20 protein-coding genes are annotated in these 20316 nt (G+C 62.6%); 16 read left to right on the top strand and 4 right to left on the bottom strand.

Annotation, left to right across the window (positions count from 1 at the left end):
* Positions 1 to 5 precede the first annotated feature (5 nt).
* Positions 6 to 575 (bottom strand): cytochrome b, encoded by a 570-nt coding sequence (locus NCR98_RS01960; protein ID WP_244827013.1) that lies wholly within the window; start codon positions 573 to 575, stop codon positions 6 to 8.
* Positions 576 to 1073: 498 nt separating this feature from the next.
* Between NCR98_RS01960 and NCR98_RS01955 the strand changes: the two genes are divergently transcribed.
* The 5 genes from NCR98_RS01955 (at position 1074) to NCR98_RS01935 (ending at position 5485) form a co-directional block, all read left to right on the top strand.
* Complete coding sequence (locus tag NCR98_RS01955) at positions 1074 to 1739, top strand: paraquat-inducible protein A (protein ID WP_250525385.1); 666 nt, start codon at positions 1074 to 1076, stop codon at positions 1737 to 1739.
* The gene (locus NCR98_RS01950; protein ID WP_250463056.1) at positions 1736 to 2425 is read left to right on the top strand and encodes a paraquat-inducible protein A; all 690 of its coding nucleotides are present in this window, start codon (positions 1736 to 1738) and stop codon (positions 2423 to 2425) included. The genes NCR98_RS01955 and NCR98_RS01950 overlap by 4 nt, the downstream gene beginning before the upstream one ends.
* Positions 2418 to 4085 carry a PqiB family protein gene (locus tag NCR98_RS01945; RefSeq protein WP_250463054.1) on the top strand — a complete coding sequence of 556 codons (1668 nt, stop codon included), beginning with the start codon at positions 2418 to 2420 and terminating at the stop codon, positions 4083 to 4085. The genes NCR98_RS01950 and NCR98_RS01945 overlap by 8 nt, the downstream gene beginning before the upstream one ends.
* Complete coding sequence (locus tag NCR98_RS01940; RefSeq protein WP_250463051.1) at positions 4082 to 4804, top strand: PqiC family protein; 723 nt, start codon at positions 4082 to 4084, stop codon at positions 4802 to 4804. Before NCR98_RS01945 ends, NCR98_RS01940 begins: the two co-directional genes overlap by 4 nt.
* A gap of 72 nt (positions 4805 to 4876) precedes the next feature.
* Entirely contained in the window at positions 4877 to 5485 is a 609-nt protein-coding gene (locus NCR98_RS01935) for a glutathione S-transferase N-terminal domain-containing protein (protein ID WP_250525384.1), read from the top strand.
* Positions 5486 to 5907: 422 nt separating this feature from the next.
* On the opposite strand, the gene NCR98_RS01930 is transcribed toward NCR98_RS01935, so the two are convergent.
* The 3 genes from NCR98_RS01930 to NCR98_RS01920 all read right to left on the bottom strand — a co-directional run bounded on the left by NCR98_RS01930 (position 5908) and on the right by NCR98_RS01920 (position 8271).
* Entirely contained in the window at positions 5908 to 6465 is a 558-nt protein-coding gene (locus NCR98_RS01930; RefSeq protein WP_244827007.1) for a TetR/AcrR family transcriptional regulator, read from the bottom strand.
* A 163-nt stretch (positions 6466 to 6628) separates the two neighbouring features.
* Complete coding sequence (gene mnmA, locus NCR98_RS01925) at positions 6629 to 7765, bottom strand: tRNA 2-thiouridine(34) synthase MnmA (RefSeq protein ID WP_250525383.1); 1137 nt, start codon at positions 7763 to 7765, stop codon at positions 6629 to 6631.
* 14 nt (positions 7766 to 7779) lie between these two features.
* Positions 7780 to 8271, bottom strand: a complete 492-nt coding sequence (locus tag NCR98_RS01920) for an NUDIX hydrolase (protein ID WP_250525382.1) — start codon at positions 8269 to 8271, stop codon at positions 7780 to 7782.
* Positions 8272 to 8493: 222 nt separating this feature from the next.
* Between NCR98_RS01920 and NCR98_RS01915 the strand changes: the two genes are divergently transcribed.
* From NCR98_RS01915 to ruvA, 11 genes are all read left to right on the top strand, one after another.
* A complete protein-coding gene (locus NCR98_RS01915) occupies positions 8494 to 9639 on the top strand; it encodes a Re/Si-specific NAD(P)(+) transhydrogenase subunit alpha (RefSeq protein WP_250463040.1) in 1146 nt (381 codons plus the stop codon).
* An 18-nt stretch (positions 9640 to 9657) separates the two neighbouring features.
* Positions 9658 to 9978 carry an NAD(P) transhydrogenase subunit alpha part 2 gene (locus NCR98_RS01910; RefSeq protein ID WP_244827003.1) on the top strand — a complete coding sequence of 107 codons (321 nt, stop codon included), beginning with the start codon at positions 9658 to 9660 and terminating at the stop codon, positions 9976 to 9978.
* Positions 9979 to 11421, top strand: coding sequence for an NAD(P)(+) transhydrogenase (Re/Si-specific) subunit beta (locus NCR98_RS01905; RefSeq protein WP_250463036.1), 1443 nt, complete (start codon positions 9979 to 9981; stop codon positions 11419 to 11421).
* A 156-nt stretch (positions 11422 to 11577) separates the two neighbouring features.
* Entirely contained in the window at positions 11578 to 12891 is a 1314-nt protein-coding gene (locus NCR98_RS01900) for a THUMP domain-containing class I SAM-dependent RNA methyltransferase (RefSeq protein WP_250525381.1), read from the top strand.
* Positions 12892 to 13219: 328 nt separating this feature from the next.
* Positions 13220 to 14617: an aminopeptidase P N-terminal domain-containing protein gene (locus tag NCR98_RS01895; protein WP_250508558.1), complete on the top strand. Its 1398-nt coding sequence runs from the start codon at positions 13220 to 13222 to the stop codon at positions 14615 to 14617.
* Between the two features lies 1 nt (position 14618).
* Positions 14619 to 15830: a UbiH/UbiF/VisC/COQ6 family ubiquinone biosynthesis hydroxylase gene (locus tag NCR98_RS01890; RefSeq protein ID WP_250525379.1), complete on the top strand. Its 1212-nt coding sequence runs from the start codon at positions 14619 to 14621 to the stop codon at positions 15828 to 15830.
* A 257-nt stretch (positions 15831 to 16087) separates the two neighbouring features.
* Complete coding sequence (gene dusB / locus NCR98_RS01885; protein WP_250491781.1) at positions 16088 to 17179, top strand: tRNA dihydrouridine synthase DusB; 1092 nt, start codon at positions 16088 to 16090, stop codon at positions 17177 to 17179.
* A complete protein-coding gene (locus tag NCR98_RS01880; RefSeq protein WP_040052966.1) occupies positions 17176 to 17409 on the top strand; it encodes a Fis family transcriptional regulator in 234 nt (77 codons plus the stop codon). The genes dusB and NCR98_RS01880 overlap by 4 nt, the downstream gene beginning before the upstream one ends.
* Before the next feature lie 64 nt (positions 17410 to 17473).
* Complete coding sequence (purH, locus tag NCR98_RS01875) at positions 17474 to 19039, top strand: bifunctional phosphoribosylaminoimidazolecarboxamide formyltransferase/IMP cyclohydrolase (protein ID WP_250525378.1); 1566 nt, start codon at positions 17474 to 17476, stop codon at positions 19037 to 19039.
* 111 nt (positions 19040 to 19150) lie between these two features.
* The gene (gene ruvC, locus NCR98_RS01870; protein ID WP_244826996.1) at positions 19151 to 19693 is read left to right on the top strand and encodes a crossover junction endodeoxyribonuclease RuvC; all 543 of its coding nucleotides are present in this window, start codon (positions 19151 to 19153) and stop codon (positions 19691 to 19693) included.
* Positions 19694 to 19717: 24 nt separating this feature from the next.
* Positions 19718 to 20299, top strand: a complete 582-nt coding sequence (gene ruvA / locus NCR98_RS01865; RefSeq protein ID WP_244826995.1) for a Holliday junction branch migration protein RuvA — start codon at positions 19718 to 19720, stop codon at positions 20297 to 20299.
* Positions 20300 to 20316: the final 17 nt, after the last annotated feature.

Raw genomic sequence — 20316 nt, 5'->3', positions numbered from 1 at the left:
GCGGCTTAGCGCAGAAACGGAAGCATGCGGCCGAGCAAGCCATCGCGATCGACGAAATGATGCTTGAGTGCCGCGAGCACGTGCATCACGACGAAGAAGAGCAACGTGTAGTTCAGCGCAATATGCACGATTCTCAACGTCGCCTTCAAAGCCTTGTCCGGCCCGATGATGGTTGGCAACGGCAACACGCCGAGATAAACCACCTGCAAGCCGGCCGCGGAACTATAAAGATAACCCGATGCGGGAATCACCAGCATGAGTGCGTAAAGGAGGAAATGCGTGAGATGCGCCGCGCCCTTCTGCCAGCCCGGCATGTCTACGGGCATCGGCGGCGCGCGATGCGTGGCGCGCCACACGAGCCGCAGAACGGCAAGCGCGAACACGGTCACGCCAATCCACTTGTGCCACGAAAAATACTTGAGCTTGGTCGGCGTGAAACCCGGGATGTCCGTCATGATCCAGCCGAGATAAAAGCCGCATACGATCAGCAACGCAATCAGCCAGTGCAGGCCGATTGCCGTGGCGCTGTATCGTCCGGTCGACTGAGCCGACGCGATGCGAACGCTGCTTTCCATATTGCTTCACCCTGATATTCATCGTTATGCGGCTGGCCGTCCGGAACGACGGGCCTTCAAGGCCGCAATCCTACATCAACAATACGGAATTGCCAGCGCGTGCGAGGTGTCTGCCCAATAGCCGCAAAGCCCCGCCGCCATTGACGCTGCGCGCTCTTTTGCTGCTACGTCGCACTGTTGCAACGAACTATTCCGCCCATGCAACGGTCGATTGATTCATTCGGCTTCAGTCGCCCGCGCGCCCTGCAAGACGCCTATTACACGCCCGACCGACGCCCGACCGACGCCCAATGAGGAATAACGATGGAGCATGCGCCAATATTCCCGCGCTCGTTTCACCGCGTCCACCACCTGTCCGCGCCGCCAGATAAGCGTCAGTCCCGCGACGTTTGTTACCATGCTGCTTCCGATCGCGCTGGCTCGTAATTTGCTGTGCTCGCTCCGAGCCGATCTTCGCGGCGCCAGATCAACCCGCATCAGAAGGCTCGGCTTCAGACCATGAACGAGAACGAACCGGATGAACTCATTGCGTGCCACGAGTGTGACGCGCTTTTCAAGAAGCGCGCGTTGCCCCGGCATACGTCGGCGCGCTGTCCGCGTTGCGGTGCGCTGCTCTATCGCAGTATCGCGGACAATCTCGATCGCATCAGCGCCATGACGCTCGCCGCGCTGATCACCTTCGTGATCGCGCAGGCGTTTCCCATCGTCGAACTGGACGCCAACGGCATCACTTCGCAGACCACGCTGATCGGTGCAATCGTTTCCTTGTGGAACGAGCAGATGGAGATCATCGCGGTGCTGGTGTTCTTCGCCACCATCTTCGCGCCGCTCGCCGAACTGCTCGCGCTGCTCTACGTGCTCGTGCCGCTGCGCGCGGGTTACGTGCCGCCGGGCTTCAATGCCACGTTACGCACCATTCAGTTCGTGCGTCCGTGGGGAATGATCGAGGTGTTCATGCTCGGCGTGCTCGTCACGCTCGTGAAGATGGTGAGTCTCGCGCGCGTGATTCCCGAAGCCGCGCTGTTCGCTTTCGGCGCGCTGACGCTGATGGTCGCCGTGGTCGTGAGCTTCGATCCGCAACGGCTGTGGGATATCGCCGAAAAGCTGCCCAAGCGCGCGGAACGCAGACAACGCATCGCACCGACGGTGAGGCAGAAATCATGAATCCGGATCAAACCAGCGCGGCCGTCGATGAACCCGAAGCGCCTCCGCCTACGCTCTACACCACGGCATCGCGCCAGAACGTCGTGGCGTGCCACGCATGCGGTCTGGTGCAGCCGCTCGCGCATACCATCGAAAGACAGCGCTGCACGCGCTGCGACGCGGTCGTGCACCGGCGGCACCCGGATGCCATCGCGCGCACGTGGGCACTTCTTATCAGCGCGGCGATTTTGTACATTCCGGCGAACCTGTTTCCGGTCATGCACACGTCGTCCATTCTCGGCTCCGAGGACGACACCATCATGTCGGGCGTCGCGCTCTTCTGGAACGATGGCGACTATCCGCTCGCGGCAATCATCTTCATCGCCAGCATTCTCGTACCGATGATGAAGCTCGCCACGCTCGGCTTCCTGCTCATTAGCGTACAGCGACGCTCGGTGTGGCGACCGCGCCAGCGGACCACGCTCTTTAGAATCGTCGAAGGCATCGGACGATGGTCGATGCTCGACGTCTTCGTGGTCACGCTCACCGTCGCGCTGGTGCGTTTCAAGTCGCTCGCGGTCATCACGGCGGGACCGGGAACCATCGCCTTCGCTTCGGTGGTCGTGCTTACCATGCTCGCATCCATGCAATTCGACCCGCGCCTCATATGGGACAACATAGAACCGTCAGGAAAGAAACATGACTAGTGGCCAGGGGCCGAACGGGCCGAACGAATCCACGCGTGGTGACGAGCCGTCGAAACAAGGCGGCGGACTGCCGCCCAATCTGCCGGAACCGGTGATCGAGCCACGCAGCCGCTGGCTGCCTTCGCTCGTGTGGGTCATTCCGCTCGTGGCGGCGTTGATCGGCATCTTTCTGGTGGTCAAGACGGTGACGAGCCGTGGACCGACGGTGACCATCAGCTTCGTCAGCGCGGAAGGGCTCGAGACCGGCAAGACCAAGGTGAAGTACAAGGACGTGGATATCGGCACGGTCAAGTCGATCACGTTGTCGAAAGACCATTCACGCGTACTCGTCGATGTGCAACTCACCAAGGAAGCCACCGATTTCGCCGTGAAGGACACGCGCTTCTGGGTCGTGCGCCCGCGCGTGGCGGCAAGCGGGGTGACGGGGTTGTCCACCTTGCTCTCGGGTGCGTATATCGGTGTCGATGCGGGCAAGTCCTCCGAGGATCAGAGCTATTTCGTCGGGCTGGAGACGCCGCCCGCCGTCACGGCGGATCAGAAAGGCCACACTTTCACGCTGCACGGAGAATCTCTCGGTTCGCTCGATATCGGCTCGCCGGTCTATTACCGGCGCGTGCAGGTCGGTCAGGTGACGGCGTTTTCGCTCGACAAGGACGGCACCGGCGTCACCATGCAAGTGTTCGTCAATTCGCCCTACGATCAATACGTAGGCGGCAATTCGCGCTGGTGGCATGCGAGCGGCGTGGATCTGCGCCTGGATTCGAGCGGCTTCACGCTGAACACGCAGTCGCTCGCGACGGTGATTCTCGGCGGCATTGCGTTTCAGACGCCGCCGAACCAGCAGTCGGGCGCGCAGGCAAAGGACAACTCCACGTTCCGCCTCGCCGCCGACCAGGCCGATGCCATGCGCGATCCGGACGGCGAACCCGTGCACGTGGTGATGAACTTCAATCAGTCGCTGCGCGGCTTGTCGGTCGGCGCGCCGGTCGATTTCCGCGGCATCGTGCTCGGTCAGGTGACGGGTATCGGCGTGCGCTACGACCAGGAATCGCATTCCTTTATGATGCCGGTGACGATCGACCTCTATCCGGACCGCCTCGGCCGGCGCGCGAAGGAAGCGCTCCCCGACAAGGGGTCGCCGGCGAGCCAGGACATGCTCAATCTGCTCGTCAAGCGCGGTCTGCGCGGCCAGTTGCGCACGGGCAATTTGCTGACGAGCCAGCTTTACGTCGCGCTCGACTTCTTCCCGAAGGCGCCGGCCGCGAAGGTGCTCGCCAACACAGACCCGATCGAGTTGCCGACCGTGCCGAACACGCTCGACGAATTGCAATTGCAGATCGCCGACATCGCCCGCAAGCTCGACAAGATTCCGTTCGACGAGATCGGCACGAATCTGAACGGCTCGCTCAAGCAGGCCAATGCGCTCTTCAAGCAACTCGATACGGAAGTCGTGCCGGAAATGCGCAGCACGCTGACCGAGGCGCAGAAAACCTTCGGCGCGGCGCAATCGACGCTTTCGCAAGATTCGCCGGTCCAGTCCGACGTGCGTCAGGCCATGCAGGAACTCACGCGGACGCTGCAATCGCTCAATGCGCTCGCCGATTATCTGGAACGCCATCCGGAATCGCTGTTGCGCGGGAAAACGGGAGAAAAGCCATGAGGTTCGTCGCGTCGTTGTTGACTCTGGGCGCGGCAGGCGTGCTCGCCGCCTGCGCCTCGTCGCCGTCGAGCCGCTTCTACACGCTCACCGGAACGGACGCGCCGGGCGCGGCGCCCGCGCAGCCGGCCTCGCTCTATTTCGAACTCGCGCCGGTGGACATGCCGCAGCAGGTCACGCGCAACCAGTTGGTCGTGCAGACGAGCCCCGCGCAGGTCAAGGTGCTCGAAACGGAACGCTGGGCCTCGCTGCCGTCCGACGAAATGCGGCGCGCGCTGTCCGCGGATCTGACACGCCAGCTCGGGGCAATCGATGTCTCGGGCACGGCGCGGCCGGAAGGAACGCCGCTGTATCGCGTGAAGGTGAACGTGCAGCGCTTCGAATCGTGGCCGGGCTCGCGGGCCGTGATCGACGCCGTGTGGAGCGTGCAGACATCGGCGGGAGCGCAGACGACGCTCACGTGCCGGACCGTGGCGCAGGAACGCGTCGGCGATGGTTTCGATGCGCTCGTCGACGGGCATCGGCAGGCGGTGAGCGAGATTGCATCGGCGATTTCGAGCGGCGTGCGAAGTGTCGCCGCGCTGCCGCCCGCGCCCGCCGTGTCGTCGTCCGCGAAGGGCAAGACGGCCGCCAGCACGCCGAGTGCGCCGCTCTTGCCGTGCCCGGCGGGGAATCTGGCGGCGTTGTCACCAGACGACACCCACGCGCGGCGTCCCCTGTAATTTGCCGATGGCTTGCGTGCGTCCGTTAAGATCATTCTCGACTGCATTAAGAAATGATCGCGAAGATAGATAATGAAACTGATCGGTTCGCACACAAGTCCATACGTCCGCAAGGTTCGGATCGTGATGGCAGAGAAGAAGATAGATTGCGAACTGGTGCTCGAGGACGTATGGGCATCCGATTCCAAGATCCACGACTACAACCCGCTCGGCAAGGTGCCCTGCCTGATTCTGGACGACGGCGAAGCGGTGTTCGACTCGCGCGTGATCTGCGAATTCGTGGATACGCTCACGCCTGTCGGCAAGCTTCTGCCGCAGGAACGCCGCGAGCGCACCGAAGTGCGCTGCTGGGAAGCGCTCGCCGACGGCATGCTCGACGCCGCCGTGCTGATTCGCCTGGAAGGCGTGCTGCGTGAGGAAGGACAGCGCAGCGAGGCGTGGATCAAGCGGCAGCGTTTGAAGATCGACGACGGCATTCGCGCAATGGCGCGCGGTCTTGGCTCGAAGCAATGGTGCTCGGCGAACCGTTTCACACTTGCCGATATCGCCTGTGGCTGCGCGCTCAGTTATCTGGATTTCCGCCTGCCGGACTTGAATTGGCGCGATGCGCACCCGGCGCTCGATAAGTTTTACGCGCGGCTTGCGCAACGGCAGTCGTTCGTGGATACGGCGCCGGCTTGAACGCGAGTGGACGCTTCGCTTCCCGGATTGACGCGGCCTCGACGGCCGCGTTTGCTTTATTGAACGCTGCGCGTCGCCCATTCAGCATTCGCAAATCGATCTTGTCACGATAATCGCGGCAAATTTCCGATTGTTTTGCGGCTTGCTTCATACGACGACTGCTGCACGAAATCGTCACTAATCCGCAATTCAAATTGAATCTACTCCTAGATAGATTTTCGTAACGTTTAAGCCGTTGCAAATAATTAATATGCGACGGAATTCAAGCCGCAAGCTTTAAACGGCGGCTACTGTCGCTCAATTGGCCGCACCGACACCATTCGAAGGCAAAGTAAAACACCTCCCGTCAAAATCTATCTACCTAAAGATAGGTTACACAACGCGAAAACCCATGAAATCCACATAGTTATCCACAGGGTTATCTACCGTCTGACAGCGTCGACAACTTCGTCCAGTCTGGCGCGCGTTTGAAAAAGCCGGCAAGCAAGCAAACTGCCTTGAAATGCGGCATATAAGGCGCGCGCCGCCGCTTCCGGCTTGCCACCCGCATCGAGCGTGTCTTGCGCTTCACCTTCCGCGAGCACTTTCGCCAGCCAATTCTCGTTCGCCTTGAAAAAACCCTGCACGGCTTGACGAACCTTTTCGGGTAACGAATCGAAATCCGCCGAAAGCATGCCGCACAGGCACACTTGCTTCCCGTCGCCGAGAATGCGCCCAAACAGCTTCGTGTATCGATCGAGTTTTTTGTCGGCCGCCGCGGAACTATCGATGGCGTAGACCGACGACATGACATCCGCGCTGTAGGCGTTCACGGCTTCCAGCGCCAAATCTTCCTTGGCGGGAAAGTAGTAATGGATGCTCGACGTCTTCACGCCGACCAACTCGGACAAGTCGCGATAGCTAAAGCCGTTGTACCCGCGCGTCATGATGAGCGTCTGTGCATGTTCCAGCAGTGCTTCGCGTACGGTGTTCTTGTCCATTGCGCAGTCTCCGGATTTTCTGACACTGATGATAGTTATCGCATCACACGTCGGAGAATTTATCTATCGCTAGATAGACAGTCAAGCACTTGTATCAAAAAAGCTTTATTGCGTCGGTGGAAGTCGGCGAGTTTCGATGATCCGGAAAACTCGCCGATAAGCGTCAAAGCGCCTGCGTGGCCAACTGCTCCGCGCTCATCGCGGAAGTCTGCCCCGAAGCCGCCTGTTCGATGATGCCGCCACCAAGACACACATCGCCCTGATACAGCACCGCCGATTGCCCCGGCGTCACCGCCCATTGCGCGTCGTCGAAATGGAGCGCGAAGCGGGCATCGTCGGCGCGCGAGAAATGGCATGCGGCATCCTGTTGCCGGTAGCGCGTCTTCGCGCCACAAGCCGCGCCTTCTTCCGGCGCGAATCCGGCGACCCAACTCGTGTTTCCCGCTTCCAGCGTGTTCGACAAGAGCCACGAATGGTCATGCCCCTGCACGACATAAAGCGTGTTGCTCGCCATGTCCTTGCCCGCGACGAACCACGGCTCGCCGCTGCCGTCCTTCGCGCCGCCGATACCAATGCCCTTTCGCTGCCCAAAGGTATAGAACGCCAGTCCGATATGCTCGCCGACGACCTTGCCGTCCGGCGTCTTCATCGGACCGGGCTTGGTCGGCAAATAGCGATTCAGGAATTCGCGAAACGGCCGTTCGCCGATAAAACAGATACCGGTCGAATCCTTCTTCTTCGCGTTCGGCAAAGCGATCCGGGCCGCGATCTCGCGGACCTGCGTCTTCGGAATTTCTCCGAGCGGAAACAGCGTCTTCGATAACTGCTGCTGATTCAACCGATGCAGAAAGTACGACTGATCTTTCGTGGAGTCGGTCGCCTTGAGCAACTGGAACAGGCCGTCCTGCTCGCGCACGCGCGCGTAGTGCCCGGTCGCGATGGTTTGCGCGCCAAGCGACATCGCGTGATCCAGGAACGCCTTGAACTTGATCTCGGCATTGCACAGCACGTCCGGATTCGGCGTGCGGCCGGCCGAGTACTCGCGCAGGAACTCCGCGAACACGCGGTCCTTATATTCGGCGGCGAAGTTCACGGCTTCCACGTCGATGCCGAGCAGATCCGCCACCGACACCACGTCGATCCAGTCCTGACGCGTCGAGCAATATTCGCCGTCGTCGTCGTCTTCCCAGTTCTTCATGAAGAGGCCGACGACGTCGTAACCCTGCTCTTTCAGAAGCCATGCCGTGACCGACGAATCCACGCCGCCCGACATGCCCACCACTACTCTGCGCTTGCTCATAGGAATACCGCGGCTCAAGTCTGCTTAAGAGGCGCGACCGGCGCGACCGAATGCGTATGAATGAAATCGAGCGGCACGCGCCGCCCGGATAAATAATCGTCGACCCGCTGCATGACGAGCGGCGTCCGATGCCGCTCGCTGATCGCGCGGAGCTCGTCGGCGGTCAACCACATCGCGCGGACAATGCCTTCGTCCAGCGCCCGCCCCGCCGTCTCGCCGAGCGACTTGCCGCAAAACGTAAAGCTCAGATACGTGACATCGCCGCTCGCCCGCGTGAAGTGCGTCATGTACGCGCCGACGAGGGCCTCGGGTTCGAAGCGATGCGCCGTTTCCTCCAGCGTCTCGCGGATAGCTGCCTGAACCAGCGATTCGCCTGCTTCCAGATGACCGGCAGGCTGGTTGATTTTCAGGCCGCCGGATGTGTGCTCCTCGACGACGAGGAAGCGTCCATCGGCTTCGATGACCGAAGCCACCGTGACGTGAGGAGCCCAAGTATCTGATTTCATGTTCGATATTTTATCGTGCCGACGCTCATCGCGCCCGGCGCCTTCGAAGCTCGCTCGTGAGAACGAGTGACAACCCTCGGCGGGAAAGAACGAGTGCCGGATCGGCTCATTCTTCGGTTACAGTGGAGACAGCCGTTGATTCCAGCATTTGAAACGAAACTCAGCCCCGAGTTTCCTGACGCCAGCCCCGGCGCGGAAGCGAGAAGACAGGAGGATTCGAATATGCACATCGGAGTGCCTGCTGAAACGGGGGCGAACGAGGCGCGCGTCGCCGCCACGCCCGAAACGGTCAAGAAACTCGTCACTCAGGGGCATCGTGTTTCGGTGCAAAGCGGCGCGGGCTTGCGAGCAAGTTATGTCGACGACGCCTTCGCGCAATCGGGCGCCGATCTCGTCGATGCCGCCACCGCTTTTTCCGCCGAACTCGTTCTGAAAGTTCAGTCTCCGGGCATCGACGAACTCGCGTGGCTCACGCCGGGCGCCGTGGTCATCGGCATGCTCGATCCCTTCAATACCGAAAACACCGCGCGGCTCGCCGCCACCGGCGTGACCGCGTTCGCACTCGAAGCCGCGCCGCGCACGACGCGCGCGCAGAGTCTCGACGTGCTGTCGTCGCAGGCGAACATCGCGGGATACAAGGCGGTACTCGTCGCCTGCCAGTATTACCAGCGCTTCATGCCGATGCTGATGACCGCCGCCGGCACCGTGAAAGCCGCGCGCGTGCTCGTGCTGGGCGCGGGCGTCGCGGGACTGCAGGCGATTGCGACGGCCAAGCGCTTGGGCGCCGTGGTCGAAGCGTCGGATGTGCGGCCAGCCGTGAAAGAGCAGATCGAATCCCTGGGCGCGAAGTTCGTCGATGTCCCCTTCGAAACCGACGAGGAACGCGCGGCGGCGGAAGGCGTGGGCGGCTACGCGCGGCCCATGCCGCCGAGCTGGCTCGCGCGTCAGTCGGCGCAGGTGCATGAACGCGCGAAGGCGGCGGATATCGTCATCTCGACCGCGCTGATTCCCGGCCGTCCCGCGCCGACCTTGCTGTCCGTGGAAACGGTCAAGCATATGAAACCGGGCTCGGTGATCGTCGATCTCGCGGCGGGACGCGGACCCGAATTCGACGGCCGCAAAGGCGGCAACTGTCCGCTCACCGAAGTCGATCAGGTGGTGATGAAGCATGACGTGCATATCGTAGGCTTCACGAATCTGGCGTCGATGGTCGCCACCGACGCCTCCGCGCTCTACGCGCGCAACCTGCTCGACTTCCTGAAGCTGATCATCACGAAGGAAGGCACGCTCAACATCGACCTTGCGGACGATATCGTCGCGGCCACGCTTCAGTGCCGCGACGGGCAAGTCACGCGCCCGGCGGCTTAAAAGCACACGGAGATCAGCATGGACGTCATCAATCACACGGTGATCAATCTCATCATCTTCGTGCTGGCGATTTACGTCGGCTACCACGTGGTCTGGAACGTCACGCCCGCGCTGCACACACCCTTGATGGCGGTGACGAATGCAATCTCGGCAATCGTCATCGTCGGCGCGATGCTCGCGGTCGGTCTGACAATCGGCGGCGCTGGCAAGTTCTTCGGCACGCTCGCGGTGCTGCTTGCGGCGGTGAACGTGTTCGGCGGCTTTCTCGTGACCCGGCGAATGCTTGAAATGTTCAAGCGCAAAGAGCCGAGAAAACTCATCAAGAAGGAGGGCGCGTAAATGAGCATGAACGTCGTCACTCTTCTGTATCTCGTCGCTTCGGTATGCTTCATTCAGGCGCTGAAGGGCTTGTCCAATCCGAAGACCGCGCGCATCGGCAATACGTTCGGCATGGCGGGGATGGCGATCGCCATCGTCACCACGCTCGCGCTCATTGCGAAGCAGGCTTCCTATCTCGGTTCCAATCTCTCGCTCGGACTCACGCTCTTGTTCGCGGCGCTTCTGATCGGCGGCGCGGCGGGCGCCTATATCGCGGCGAAAGTCGAGATGACGAAGATGCCCGAACTCGTCGCCGCGATGCACTCGCTGATCGGGCTCGCGGCGGTCTGCATTGCGTATGCCGTGGTGTCGGAACCTTCGGCGTTCGGCCTTGCGCCGCCGGGCTATTACATGCCGTATGGCAATCGCGTCGAGTTGTTCATCGGCACGTTCGTCGGGGCGATCACGTTTTCCGGTTCGGTGATCGCGTTCGGCAAGCTGTCGGGCAAGTACAAGTTCCGGCTCTTTCAGGGCGCGCCCGTTACGTACTCGGGACAGCATCTCATCAACTTGCTCCTTGCCGTGGCGATGATTGGCTTCGGCGTGATTTTCATGCTGACGCAATCGTGGTTGCCGTTCATCGTGATGACGTTGATCGCGTTCGCGCTGGGCGTGCTCATCATCATTCCGATTGGCGGCGCGGATATGCCGGTGGTCGTGTCCATGCTCAATTCGTATTCGGGCTGGGCGGCGGCGGGCATTGGTTTCTCGCTCAACAATCCGATGCTGATCATCGCGGGTTCGCTGGTGGGATCGTCGGGCGCGATTCTGTCCTACATCATGTGCCGGGCGATGAACCGCTCCTTTTTCAACGTGATTCTCGGCGGCTTCGGCGGCGAAGCGGGCGGCCCGTCGGTGGGCGGCGCGCAGGAACAGCGCCCGGTGAAATCCGGTTCCGCCGATGACGCGGCCTTCATGCTCGGCAATGCGGAAAGCGTGGTGATCGTGCCGGGTTACGGGCTTGCGGTGGCGCGCGCGCAGCATGCGCTGAAGGAACTGACGGACAAGCTCGTGGAGAAAGGCATCGACGTGCGCTATGCGATTCACCCGGTCGCGGGGCGCATGCCGGGGCACATGAACGTACTGCTCGCCGAAGCGGAAGTGCCCTACGAAATGGTGCAGGAGATGGACGACATCAACAGCGAGTTCGGGCAGGTGGATGTGGTGCTCGTGCTCGGCGCCAACGACGTGGTGAATCCTGCGGCGAAGACCGACCCGAAATCGGCGATTGCAGGCATGCCGATTCTTGAAGCGTACAAGGCGCGCACGATCATCGTGAACAAGCGGTCGATGGCGGCGGGCTACGCCGGGCTCGATAACGAACTGTTCTACATGGACAAGACGATGATGGTTTTCGGGGACGCGAAGAAGGTGGTGGAGGATATGATGAAGGCGGTGGATTGATCGCATGAAGCCGCCGCGGCGACAGCGATAAACGCGCCAGCTTCGCTCGAAGAACGCTGGCGCAGCCGGCTTTACGGGTTCACGCGCACGAACGGTGCGCGACCTTCGGATGGCCCCGCGTACAATACCGCCTTTACGCCATCCAGAATCCCCCTCATGTCCTCCCCCCTCTTCGACTGGTTTGTCCCCTGCCCGCGCGGTCTCGAAGCGCCGCTTGCCGCCGAGCTCGCCGAGATCGGGGAGCGCCATGTCGCAAGCGCGCCGTTATCCGGCGGCGGAACGCTTGCCGTCGGCGCACAGGTTCCCGGTGGCGTGCACTTCCGGGGCGGCTGGGTCGCGGGCATGGCGGCGAATCTGCATTCGCGTATTGCGAGCCGCGTGCTCTTGAAGATCGCGCATGGCCCGTATCGCAACGAACACGATATCTACGAACTCACGCACCAGCAGCGCTGGGAGCAATGGTTCACGCCGAGCCAGACAATGCGCGTCGATCTCACCGCCATCAAGTCGCCGGTGAAGAGCCTCGAATTCACGACGCTGCGTGTCAAAGATGCCGTCTGCGACCGCCTGCGAGATGTTGCCGGCGCGCGCCCGAGCATCGACACCGCGCAGCCGGACGTGCGCGTGTTTGCGTTCCTCACGGTGAACGAATGCACGCTCTATCTCGATACCTCCGGCGAGCCGCTCTTCAAGCGCGGCTGGCGTCTGGACAAGGGCGCGGCGCCCCTGCGCGAAAATCTTGCAGCCGGCATCCTGCGTCTCACGGGATGGACGCCCGGCACGCCGCTCTTCGATCCGATGTGCGGCAGCGGCACCTTCCTCGCCGAAGCCGCGCAGACCGCGCTCGATATTGCGCCGGGTAGCGAACGGCGCTTTGGCTTCGAGAAGCTCAAGCCGTTTCATCCGGGCATGTGGCAGAAGCTCAAGTCGGCCGCTGGCGAAGCGAAGCGCGCCGCGCGCTCGGCGCGCTCGGAGTTGAACATCTTCGGCAGCGACATCTCCGGCGACATGCTGGAAAAGGCGCGCGCCAATCTGAGCCGCGCCGGTGTATCGAACCTGCAGCTCAAACAGGTCGATGCCCGCAACATGATGCCGCCCACGGAAGCGCCCGGCATTCTCGTGGCGAATCCGCCGTATGGCGAGCGGATCGAAGTGCGTGGACGCGGCCCGCGCGGCGAGATTCGCGACACGCCGCGCTCGCGTCGCGAGGATCGTGACGACGAAGAAGCCTTCGCGCGCGCTCAACCCGATCCCGCCGATACCGAATTCTTCATCTCCTTCGGCAACGCGCTCAAGCAACGCTTCCCGGGCTGGCGCGCCTACGTGCTGACCTCGGACCGCAAGCTGCCGGGCATGTTGCGGTTGCGCGAATCGACCAAGACGCCGCTCTTCAATGGCGCGCTCGAATGCCGTTTGTTCCGCTTCGATCTGATCGCGGGCAGCGTGCGGAATCGGACGAGCGAAGAGTAAGCAGCTTGGTTTGCGAGTAGGCGACACGTCGCAGTGCGGCGTTCGCCGCTTCGCTTCGGTGACTCGACTGCCGACAGTGCGCACCACGGAGGTCGAAGACATGCGACGAATCAATCCGTGATGCTGCGTAGATCCATCGGGCCTGAGACCCTGCGCATCGCCGCAAATCGATATTCCGCGCGCCGATTCGTCCGCGATGCAAGCACATACGCCCCGCGCGCTCCACTCGGCCGCACATTCCGCCCTACCCTCACCGCACTCACCGCACTCACCACTAGGCCGAATGGCCGAGTCCCCCTGCATCGAAGCCCGGCGCTACAATCGGCGAATGAACTCACTCACCGAACTTGCCAGCCCCATCGCCGTCGACGTCTATCGCGGCCGCCGCGAACGCGTGCTCGCCGCGATGCGCGCCCAAGGCGGGGGCATCGCCGTCGTGGCTACCGCGCCGGAAGTCTTGCGTAACCGCGACGCCGACTATCCCTTTCGCCACGACAGCTATTTCTACTATCTGACAGGCTTCACCGAGCCCGAGGCGACGCTCGTGCTGAACGCGAGCGCGCAAGACGGCGAGCCTGCATCCATCCTCTTTTGTCGCGAAAAGAACGCCGAGCGCGAAACCTGGGAAGGCTTTCGGTTTGGCCCCGAAGCCGCGCGCGATGCCTTCGGTTTCGATGCCGCCTTCGCCATCGATTCGCTCGACGAGGAGATGCCGCGTCTCATCGCGGATAGACCCGCGTTGTACTACGCGCTCGGGGCATCGGCGGAAGTGGACGCGCAAGTGCGCGGCTGGCTCGCCGCCGTGCGCGCGCAAGGCCGCAGCGGTGTTCGCGCGCCGGAAGAGGCACGCAATCTCCTGCCGCTGCTCGACGAGATGCGGCTCGTGAAAGACGCGCACGAAATCGCGATCATGCGACGCGCCGGGTCGATTTCAGCCGAAGCGCATCGGCGCGCCATGCGTGCGTGTCGTCCCGGCATGCACGAATACGAGATCGAAGCCGAACTGCTCTATACGTTCCGCCGACGCGGCGCGCAGGCGCCCGCTTACGGTTCCATCGTCGCGGCGGGGGCGAATGCCTGCGTGCTGCACTATCCGGCGGGCAATGCCATCGCGCGGGATGGCGACCTGATCCTCATCGACGCCGCCTGCGAACTCGACGGCTACGCCTCCGACATCACACGCACTTTCCCGGCAAGCGGTCTGTTCACGCCGCCGCAGCGCGAGCTTTACGACATCGTGCTGGCCGCGCAAAGCGCCGCCATCGAAGCGACCCGCGCCGGCGTCAGTTTCGACGCGCCGCATCAGGCCGCGGTGAAAGTGCTGTCGCAAGGTTTGCTCGATACCGGCATCCTCGATAAAGCGAAGTTCGGCACTATCGATGACGTGATCGGCGAACGCGCCTTCGCGCGCTTCTACATGCATCGCACGGGGCACTGGCTCGGCATGGACGTGCATGACGCGGGCGACTATCGCAACGCCGACGGCCCGCGCGATGCGCAGGGCGCGCGCGAGTGGCGCACGCTCGCCGCGGGCAACGCGCTCACCATCGAACCAGGCCTTTACGTGCGCGCCGCCGAAGACGTGCCCGAGCGCTACTGGAACATCGGCATTCGTATCGAGGACGACGCCATCGTCACGCCCGATGGCTGCGAGCTACTCACCCGCGAAGTGCCCGTCGATGCCGACGAAATCGAAGCGCTGATGCGCGAATCGAACCAAGACTGATATGAACGACACGACCAGGCCCGTGCACGACGAAGGGCATTTCGACCATGACATCGCCATTGTCGGCGCGGGGCCGGTCGGGCTCGCGCTCGCGGGCTGGCTTGCGCGGCGCAGCGCCACGCAACGCTTGTCGATCGCGTTGATCGACGCGCGCACGCCTGAAGCCGCCGCGAGCGATCCGCGTTCGCTCGCGCTCTCGCATGGCAGCCGCGTGATGCTTCAGCCGCTCGGCTTTCCCGCCGATGCCACGCCGATCCGACGCATCCACGTGTCGCAGCGCGGGCACTTTGGCCGCACGCTGATCGAGCACGACGAACACGAGTTGCCCGAGCTGGGCTACGTGGTGCGCTACGGTTCGCTCGTCAGTGCGCTTGCCAGCGGGGTGCGCGCAACGAACGTGGACTGGCTCACCGAGACCTCCGCGCTGCCGCCGCTGCAGGACGACGAGGGCGTCACCTTGCCGCTCAAGTCGTCGGCGGGCGAACGCACGATCCGCGTGCGCGTGCTGGTGAACGCGGAAGGCGGGCTGTATCAGCAGACTTCGGGCGAGAGCGCCGTCTCGAACGAACGGCACGCGCGCGATTACGCGCAAACGGCGATCGTTGGTACGGTGAGCGTATCGGAGCCTCAGGCGAACGTGGCATGGGAGCGCTTCACGCGCGAAGGTCCGATTGCGTTGCTGCCCTGCGGCGGCGCGCGTCACGCGGACTATTCGCTCGTCTGGTGCGGTTCGCCCGATGAAGCCGCGCGGCGCATGCAGCTCGACGACTCGGCGTTTCTCGCCGAACTCGGCGATGCCTTCGGTACGCGCATGGGCCGCTTCACGCGCATCGCGTCGCGGGCGGCGTTTCCGCTCGGGCTCACCGCGCTCCACGCGCTGGTGGATCGCCGCACGGTCGCAATCGGCAACGCGGCGCAGACCTTGCACCCGGTCGCGGGTCAAGGCCTGAACCTGGGCTTGCGCGATGCACGCGCGCTGTCGGATGCCTTGTCCGCCGATGGCGCGCGTCCGCTTGCGCTTCTGCACTTCGCTCAACGCCGCGCGCTCGACCGGCGTCTGACGATCGGCGCCACCGATACGCTCGCGCGCATCTTCACGGTGGACTTCGCTCCGCTTGCCGCGATGCGCGGGCTTGCCTTGACGGCGCTCGAGTTCCTGCCGCCATTGAAGACGGCGCTCGCCCGTCAGATGATGTTCGGGCAAAGACGCTGATCCGCTTTCTATCTGTATTCGGCGGCCCGTCGCACGACGCGACGCCGCCTCATTCGTCAGCACAAAGCCCGACTTATCCTCTATGAGCTCGTCCGCTTTCATAGAAGATTTAAAGACTTGCGCGCGATTGCTCTTAATTTCAGCACCCGCTTCGCGTTAAAATACGCGTTTCCCTTCAGCACTAGCAAACGCTCGACGCAGCGCGGCGCTTTTCATGGCGCCTTGCTTTATGTCGTCGGCGCCACGCCCAAGCCTTCATGCCAAGCATTGGTTCACACGTTCTGCGCAACAACCTGTTCGTCGCCCCGATGGCAGGCGTCACCGACCGTCCGTTCCGTCAGCTCTGCAAGCGCATGGGCGCGGGCTACGCGGTGTCGGAGATGGTCGCTTCGAACGCGCAGTTGTGGAAGAGCGAAAAGACCATGCGGCGCGCCAACCACGCGGGCGAAGTCGAGCCGATCTCCGTTCAGATCGCGGGCGCCGACCCGCAGATGCTGGCCGAAGCCGCGCGCCACAACGTCGCGAACGGCGCGCAGGTCATCGACATCAACATGGGATGTCCCGCCAAGAAGGTCTGCAACGTCGCGGCGGGTTCCGCGCTCTTGCAGAACGAAGAACTCGTGGCGCGTATCGTCGAGACGGTGGTGCAGGCCGTCGGCGTAGGGCCGGATGCCGTGCCCGTCACGCTCAAGATTCGCACGGGGTGGAATCGCGAGAACAAGAACGCGCTGAATATCGCGCGGATCGCGGAAGATGCCGGCATCTCCATGCTCACCGTGCATGGCCGCACGCGCGCGGACCTTTATAAGGGCGACGCCGAATACGAAACCATCGCGGCCGTCAAGAACGCGGTGAAGATTCCGGTGGTCGCGAACGGCGACATCACGACGCCCGAGAAGGCGCGGCACGTGCTGACGGTGACGGGCGCGGACGCGATCATGATTGGCCGCGCGGCGCAGGGTCGACCGTGGCTCTTTCGCGAGATCGAACATTTTCTGACGACGGGCGAACGGCTGCCGCCGCCGCTCATCGAAGAGATCCAGCAGGTGATGAACGAGCACCTCGAAGATCACTACGCTTTCTACGGGGAATTCACGGGCGTACGGACTGCGCGCAAGCACATCGGCTGGTACACTCGCGGCCTTTCCGGCGCCAACACCTTCCGGCACCGGATGAATACGCTGGACACGACCAAAGAACAATTGCTCGCGGTCAACGAATTCTTCGACGCGCAAAAAGCGTTGTCCGACCGTCTGGTCTATGTCGACGAGAGCGGCGACGACTGCGACGCGGCTGCCGAAGAATCGTGCGGCGGGCATCACGACATAGACCGACAAAAAGCCGCATGAGCAGACATAACATCGAACAATGCGTCCGCCAGAGCCTGGACAATTATTTTCAGGATCTGGACGGCTCCAACCCGCACGACGTCTACGACATGGTGATTTCGTGCGTGGAAAAACCGCTGCTCGAAGTGGTGCTCGAGCAGGCAGGCGGCAACCAGTCGCTTGCGGCCGAGTATCTCGGCATCAACCGCAACACCTTACGCAAGAAGCTTCAGCAGCACGGACTGATTTGATTCATCGGACCGGGGCGTCCGCCCTGGTCTGGCCTGGCTATCCTTTTTGGTTTCAGTGTTCACCATGATCAAGCAAGCGCTCATTTCCGTTTCCGACAAATCCGGCATCATCGACTTCGCCAAATCGCTGGCGGAGCTTGGCGTCAAGCTCCTCTCGACCGGCGGCACGGCGAAACTGCTGGCCGACGCGGGCTTGCCCGTCACGGAGGTCGCCGACTACACCGGCTTTCCGGAAATGCTCGATGGGCGCGTGAAGACGCTGCATCCCAAGGTTCACGGCGGCATTCTCGCGCGCCGCGATCTGCCGGAGCACATGGCGGCGCTGGAGAAGCACGACATTCCGACCATCGATCTGCTGGTGGTGAATCTGTATCCGTTTGTGCAGACCGTGGCGAAGGAAGAGTGCTCGCTGGAAGACGCCATCGAGAACATCGATATCGGCGGGCCGACCATGCTGCGCTCGGCGGCGAAGAATCATCGCGATGTCACCGTGATCGTCGATCCGGCCGATTACGCCACCGTGCTCGACGAAATGCGCGCGAATCACAACAGCGTGGCCTACAAGACGAACTTCCGTCTCGCCACGAAAGTGTTCGCGCATACCGCGCAATACGATGGCGCGATCACGAACTATCTGACGAGTCTGACCGAAGAGCTTCAACACGCAACTCGCAATACGTATCCGGCAACCTTCAACGTCGCTTTCGAGAAGGTGCAGGATCTGCGTTACGGCGAGAATCCGCATCAGAGCGCGGCGTTCTATCGCGATCTCGCGGTGCCCGCTGGCGCGCTCGCTAACTACGAGCAGTTGCAGGGCAAGGAACTCTCGTACAACAACATCGCTGATTCCGACGCGGCATGGGAATGCGTGAAGACCTTCGACGCGCCCGCCTGCGTCATCATCAAGCATGCGAATCCGTGTGGCGTGGCGCTCGGCGCAAACGCGCACGAAGCCTACTCGAAGGCGTTCAAGACCGATCCTACGTCGGCGTTCGGCGGCATCATCGCGTTCAATCGCGAAGTGGACGAAGCGGCGGCGCAGGCCGTAGCCAAGCAGTTCGTCGAAGTGCTGATCGCGCCTTCGTTCAGCGATGCCGCGCGCGCGGTGTTCGCGGCCAAGCAGAACGTGCGTCTCTTGCAGATCGCGCTCGGCGACGGTCATAACGCGTTCGACCTGAAGCGCGTGGGCGGCGGGCTGCTGGTGCAATCGCTCGATTCGAAGAACGTGCAATCGCATGAACTGCGCGTGGTGACGAAGCGCCACCCCACGCCCAAGGAAATGGACGACCTCATGTTTGCGTGGCGCGTGGCGAAGTTCGTGAAGTCGAACGCCATCGTGTTCTGCGGCGGCGGCATGACGCTTGGCGTCGGCGCGGGGCAGATGAGCCGCGTGGATTCGGCGCGCATTGCGGGCATCAAGGCGCAGAACGCGGGTCTCACGCTGACCGGCTCGGCCGTGGCTTCGGACGCGTTCTTCCCGTTCCGCGACGGGCTCGACGTGGTGGTCAATGCAGGCGCGACCTGCGTGATCCAGCCAGGCGGCTCCATGCGCGACGACGAAGTGGTCGCCGCCGCCGACGAGCACAATGTTGCGATGATTCTCACCGGCACGCGTCATTTCCGCCATTAATCGCTGCGGCATCCTTTATTATTGGCCTGTTTGCGCTGCCTGCTGATTGGCGGCACAAATAGGCCAATTTCATTTCGAACGACCGCCACGCCGGAGCGCATTTCCGCAAACATGAGAATTCTAGGCATCGATCCGGGCTTGCGCGTGACCGGCTTCGGCATCATCGACAAGTCCGGGCACTCGCTCACCTACGTGACGAGCGGCGTGATCAAGACAGCCGACGCAGACTTGCCTTCGCGTCTGAACACCATCTTCGAGGGCATTTCCACGCTCATCGGGCAGCACAATCCAGATCAGGCGGCGATCGAAAAAGTCTTCGTGAACGTGAATCCGCAGTCCACGCTGCTGCTCGGGCAGGCGCGCGGCGCGGCCATCTGCGGCATGGTGGCGAGCGGCCTGCCGGTCGCGGAATACACCGCGCTGCAATTGAAGCAAGCCGTGGTCGGCTATGGCCGCGCCACCAAGGAGCAAATGCAGCAGATGGTCGTGCGTCTGCTCGGCCTGACAGGCGTACCCAGCACCGACGCAGCGGATGCGCTCGGCATGGCGATCTGCCATGCGCATGGCGGCACCGGCCTCGCGGCGCTCGGCACCATCGCGCCGTCGCTGGCGAAAAAAGGCTTGCGCGTCAGGCGCGGTCGTCTCATCGGCTAATCAACCTCGATACTTACTGCAAATATGATCGGTCGCATTGCCGGCGTCCTGCTGGAAAAAAATCCGCCGCATCTGCTCGTCGATTGCGGCGGCGTTGGCTACGAAATCGACGTGCCGATGAGCACCTTCTACAACCTGCCGCATGCCGGCGAGAAGGTCGTCCTGCTCACGCAGATGATCGTGCGTGAGGACGCGCATCTGCTGTACGGATTTCTCACCGCGCAGGAGCGTTCGACGTTTCGCGAGTTGTTAAAGATCAGCGGCATCGGCGCGCGCATGGCGCTGGCCGTGCTCTCCGGCATGAGCGTGCAGGAGCTCTCGCAAACGGTGACGACGCAGGACGCCGCGCGCCTCACGCGCGTCCCGGGCATCGGCAAGAAGACGGCCGAGCGTCTGCTGCTCGAACTCAAGGGCAAGCTCGGCGCCGATCTCGGCGCAATGGCAAGCGCGGCTTCGCAGTCCGATCACGCCTCCGACATCCTCAATGCCCTGCTTGCGCTCGGCTATTCCGAGAAAGAAGCGCTCACCGCGATCAAGAACGTGCCTGCCGGAACCGGCGTCTCCGAGGGCATCAAGCTCGCGCTCAAGGCGCTCTCGAAAGGCTGATTCTGCGGGCGTTTCGT

The sequence above is a fragment of the Caballeronia sp. GAWG2-1 genome (genome assembly GCF_023631405.1).
GTDB lineage: Bacteria > Pseudomonadota > Gammaproteobacteria > Burkholderiales > Burkholderiaceae > Caballeronia.
The sequence above is the reverse complement of the archived record's forward strand: the minus strand, read 5'-3'. Positions and strand labels throughout refer to the sequence as shown.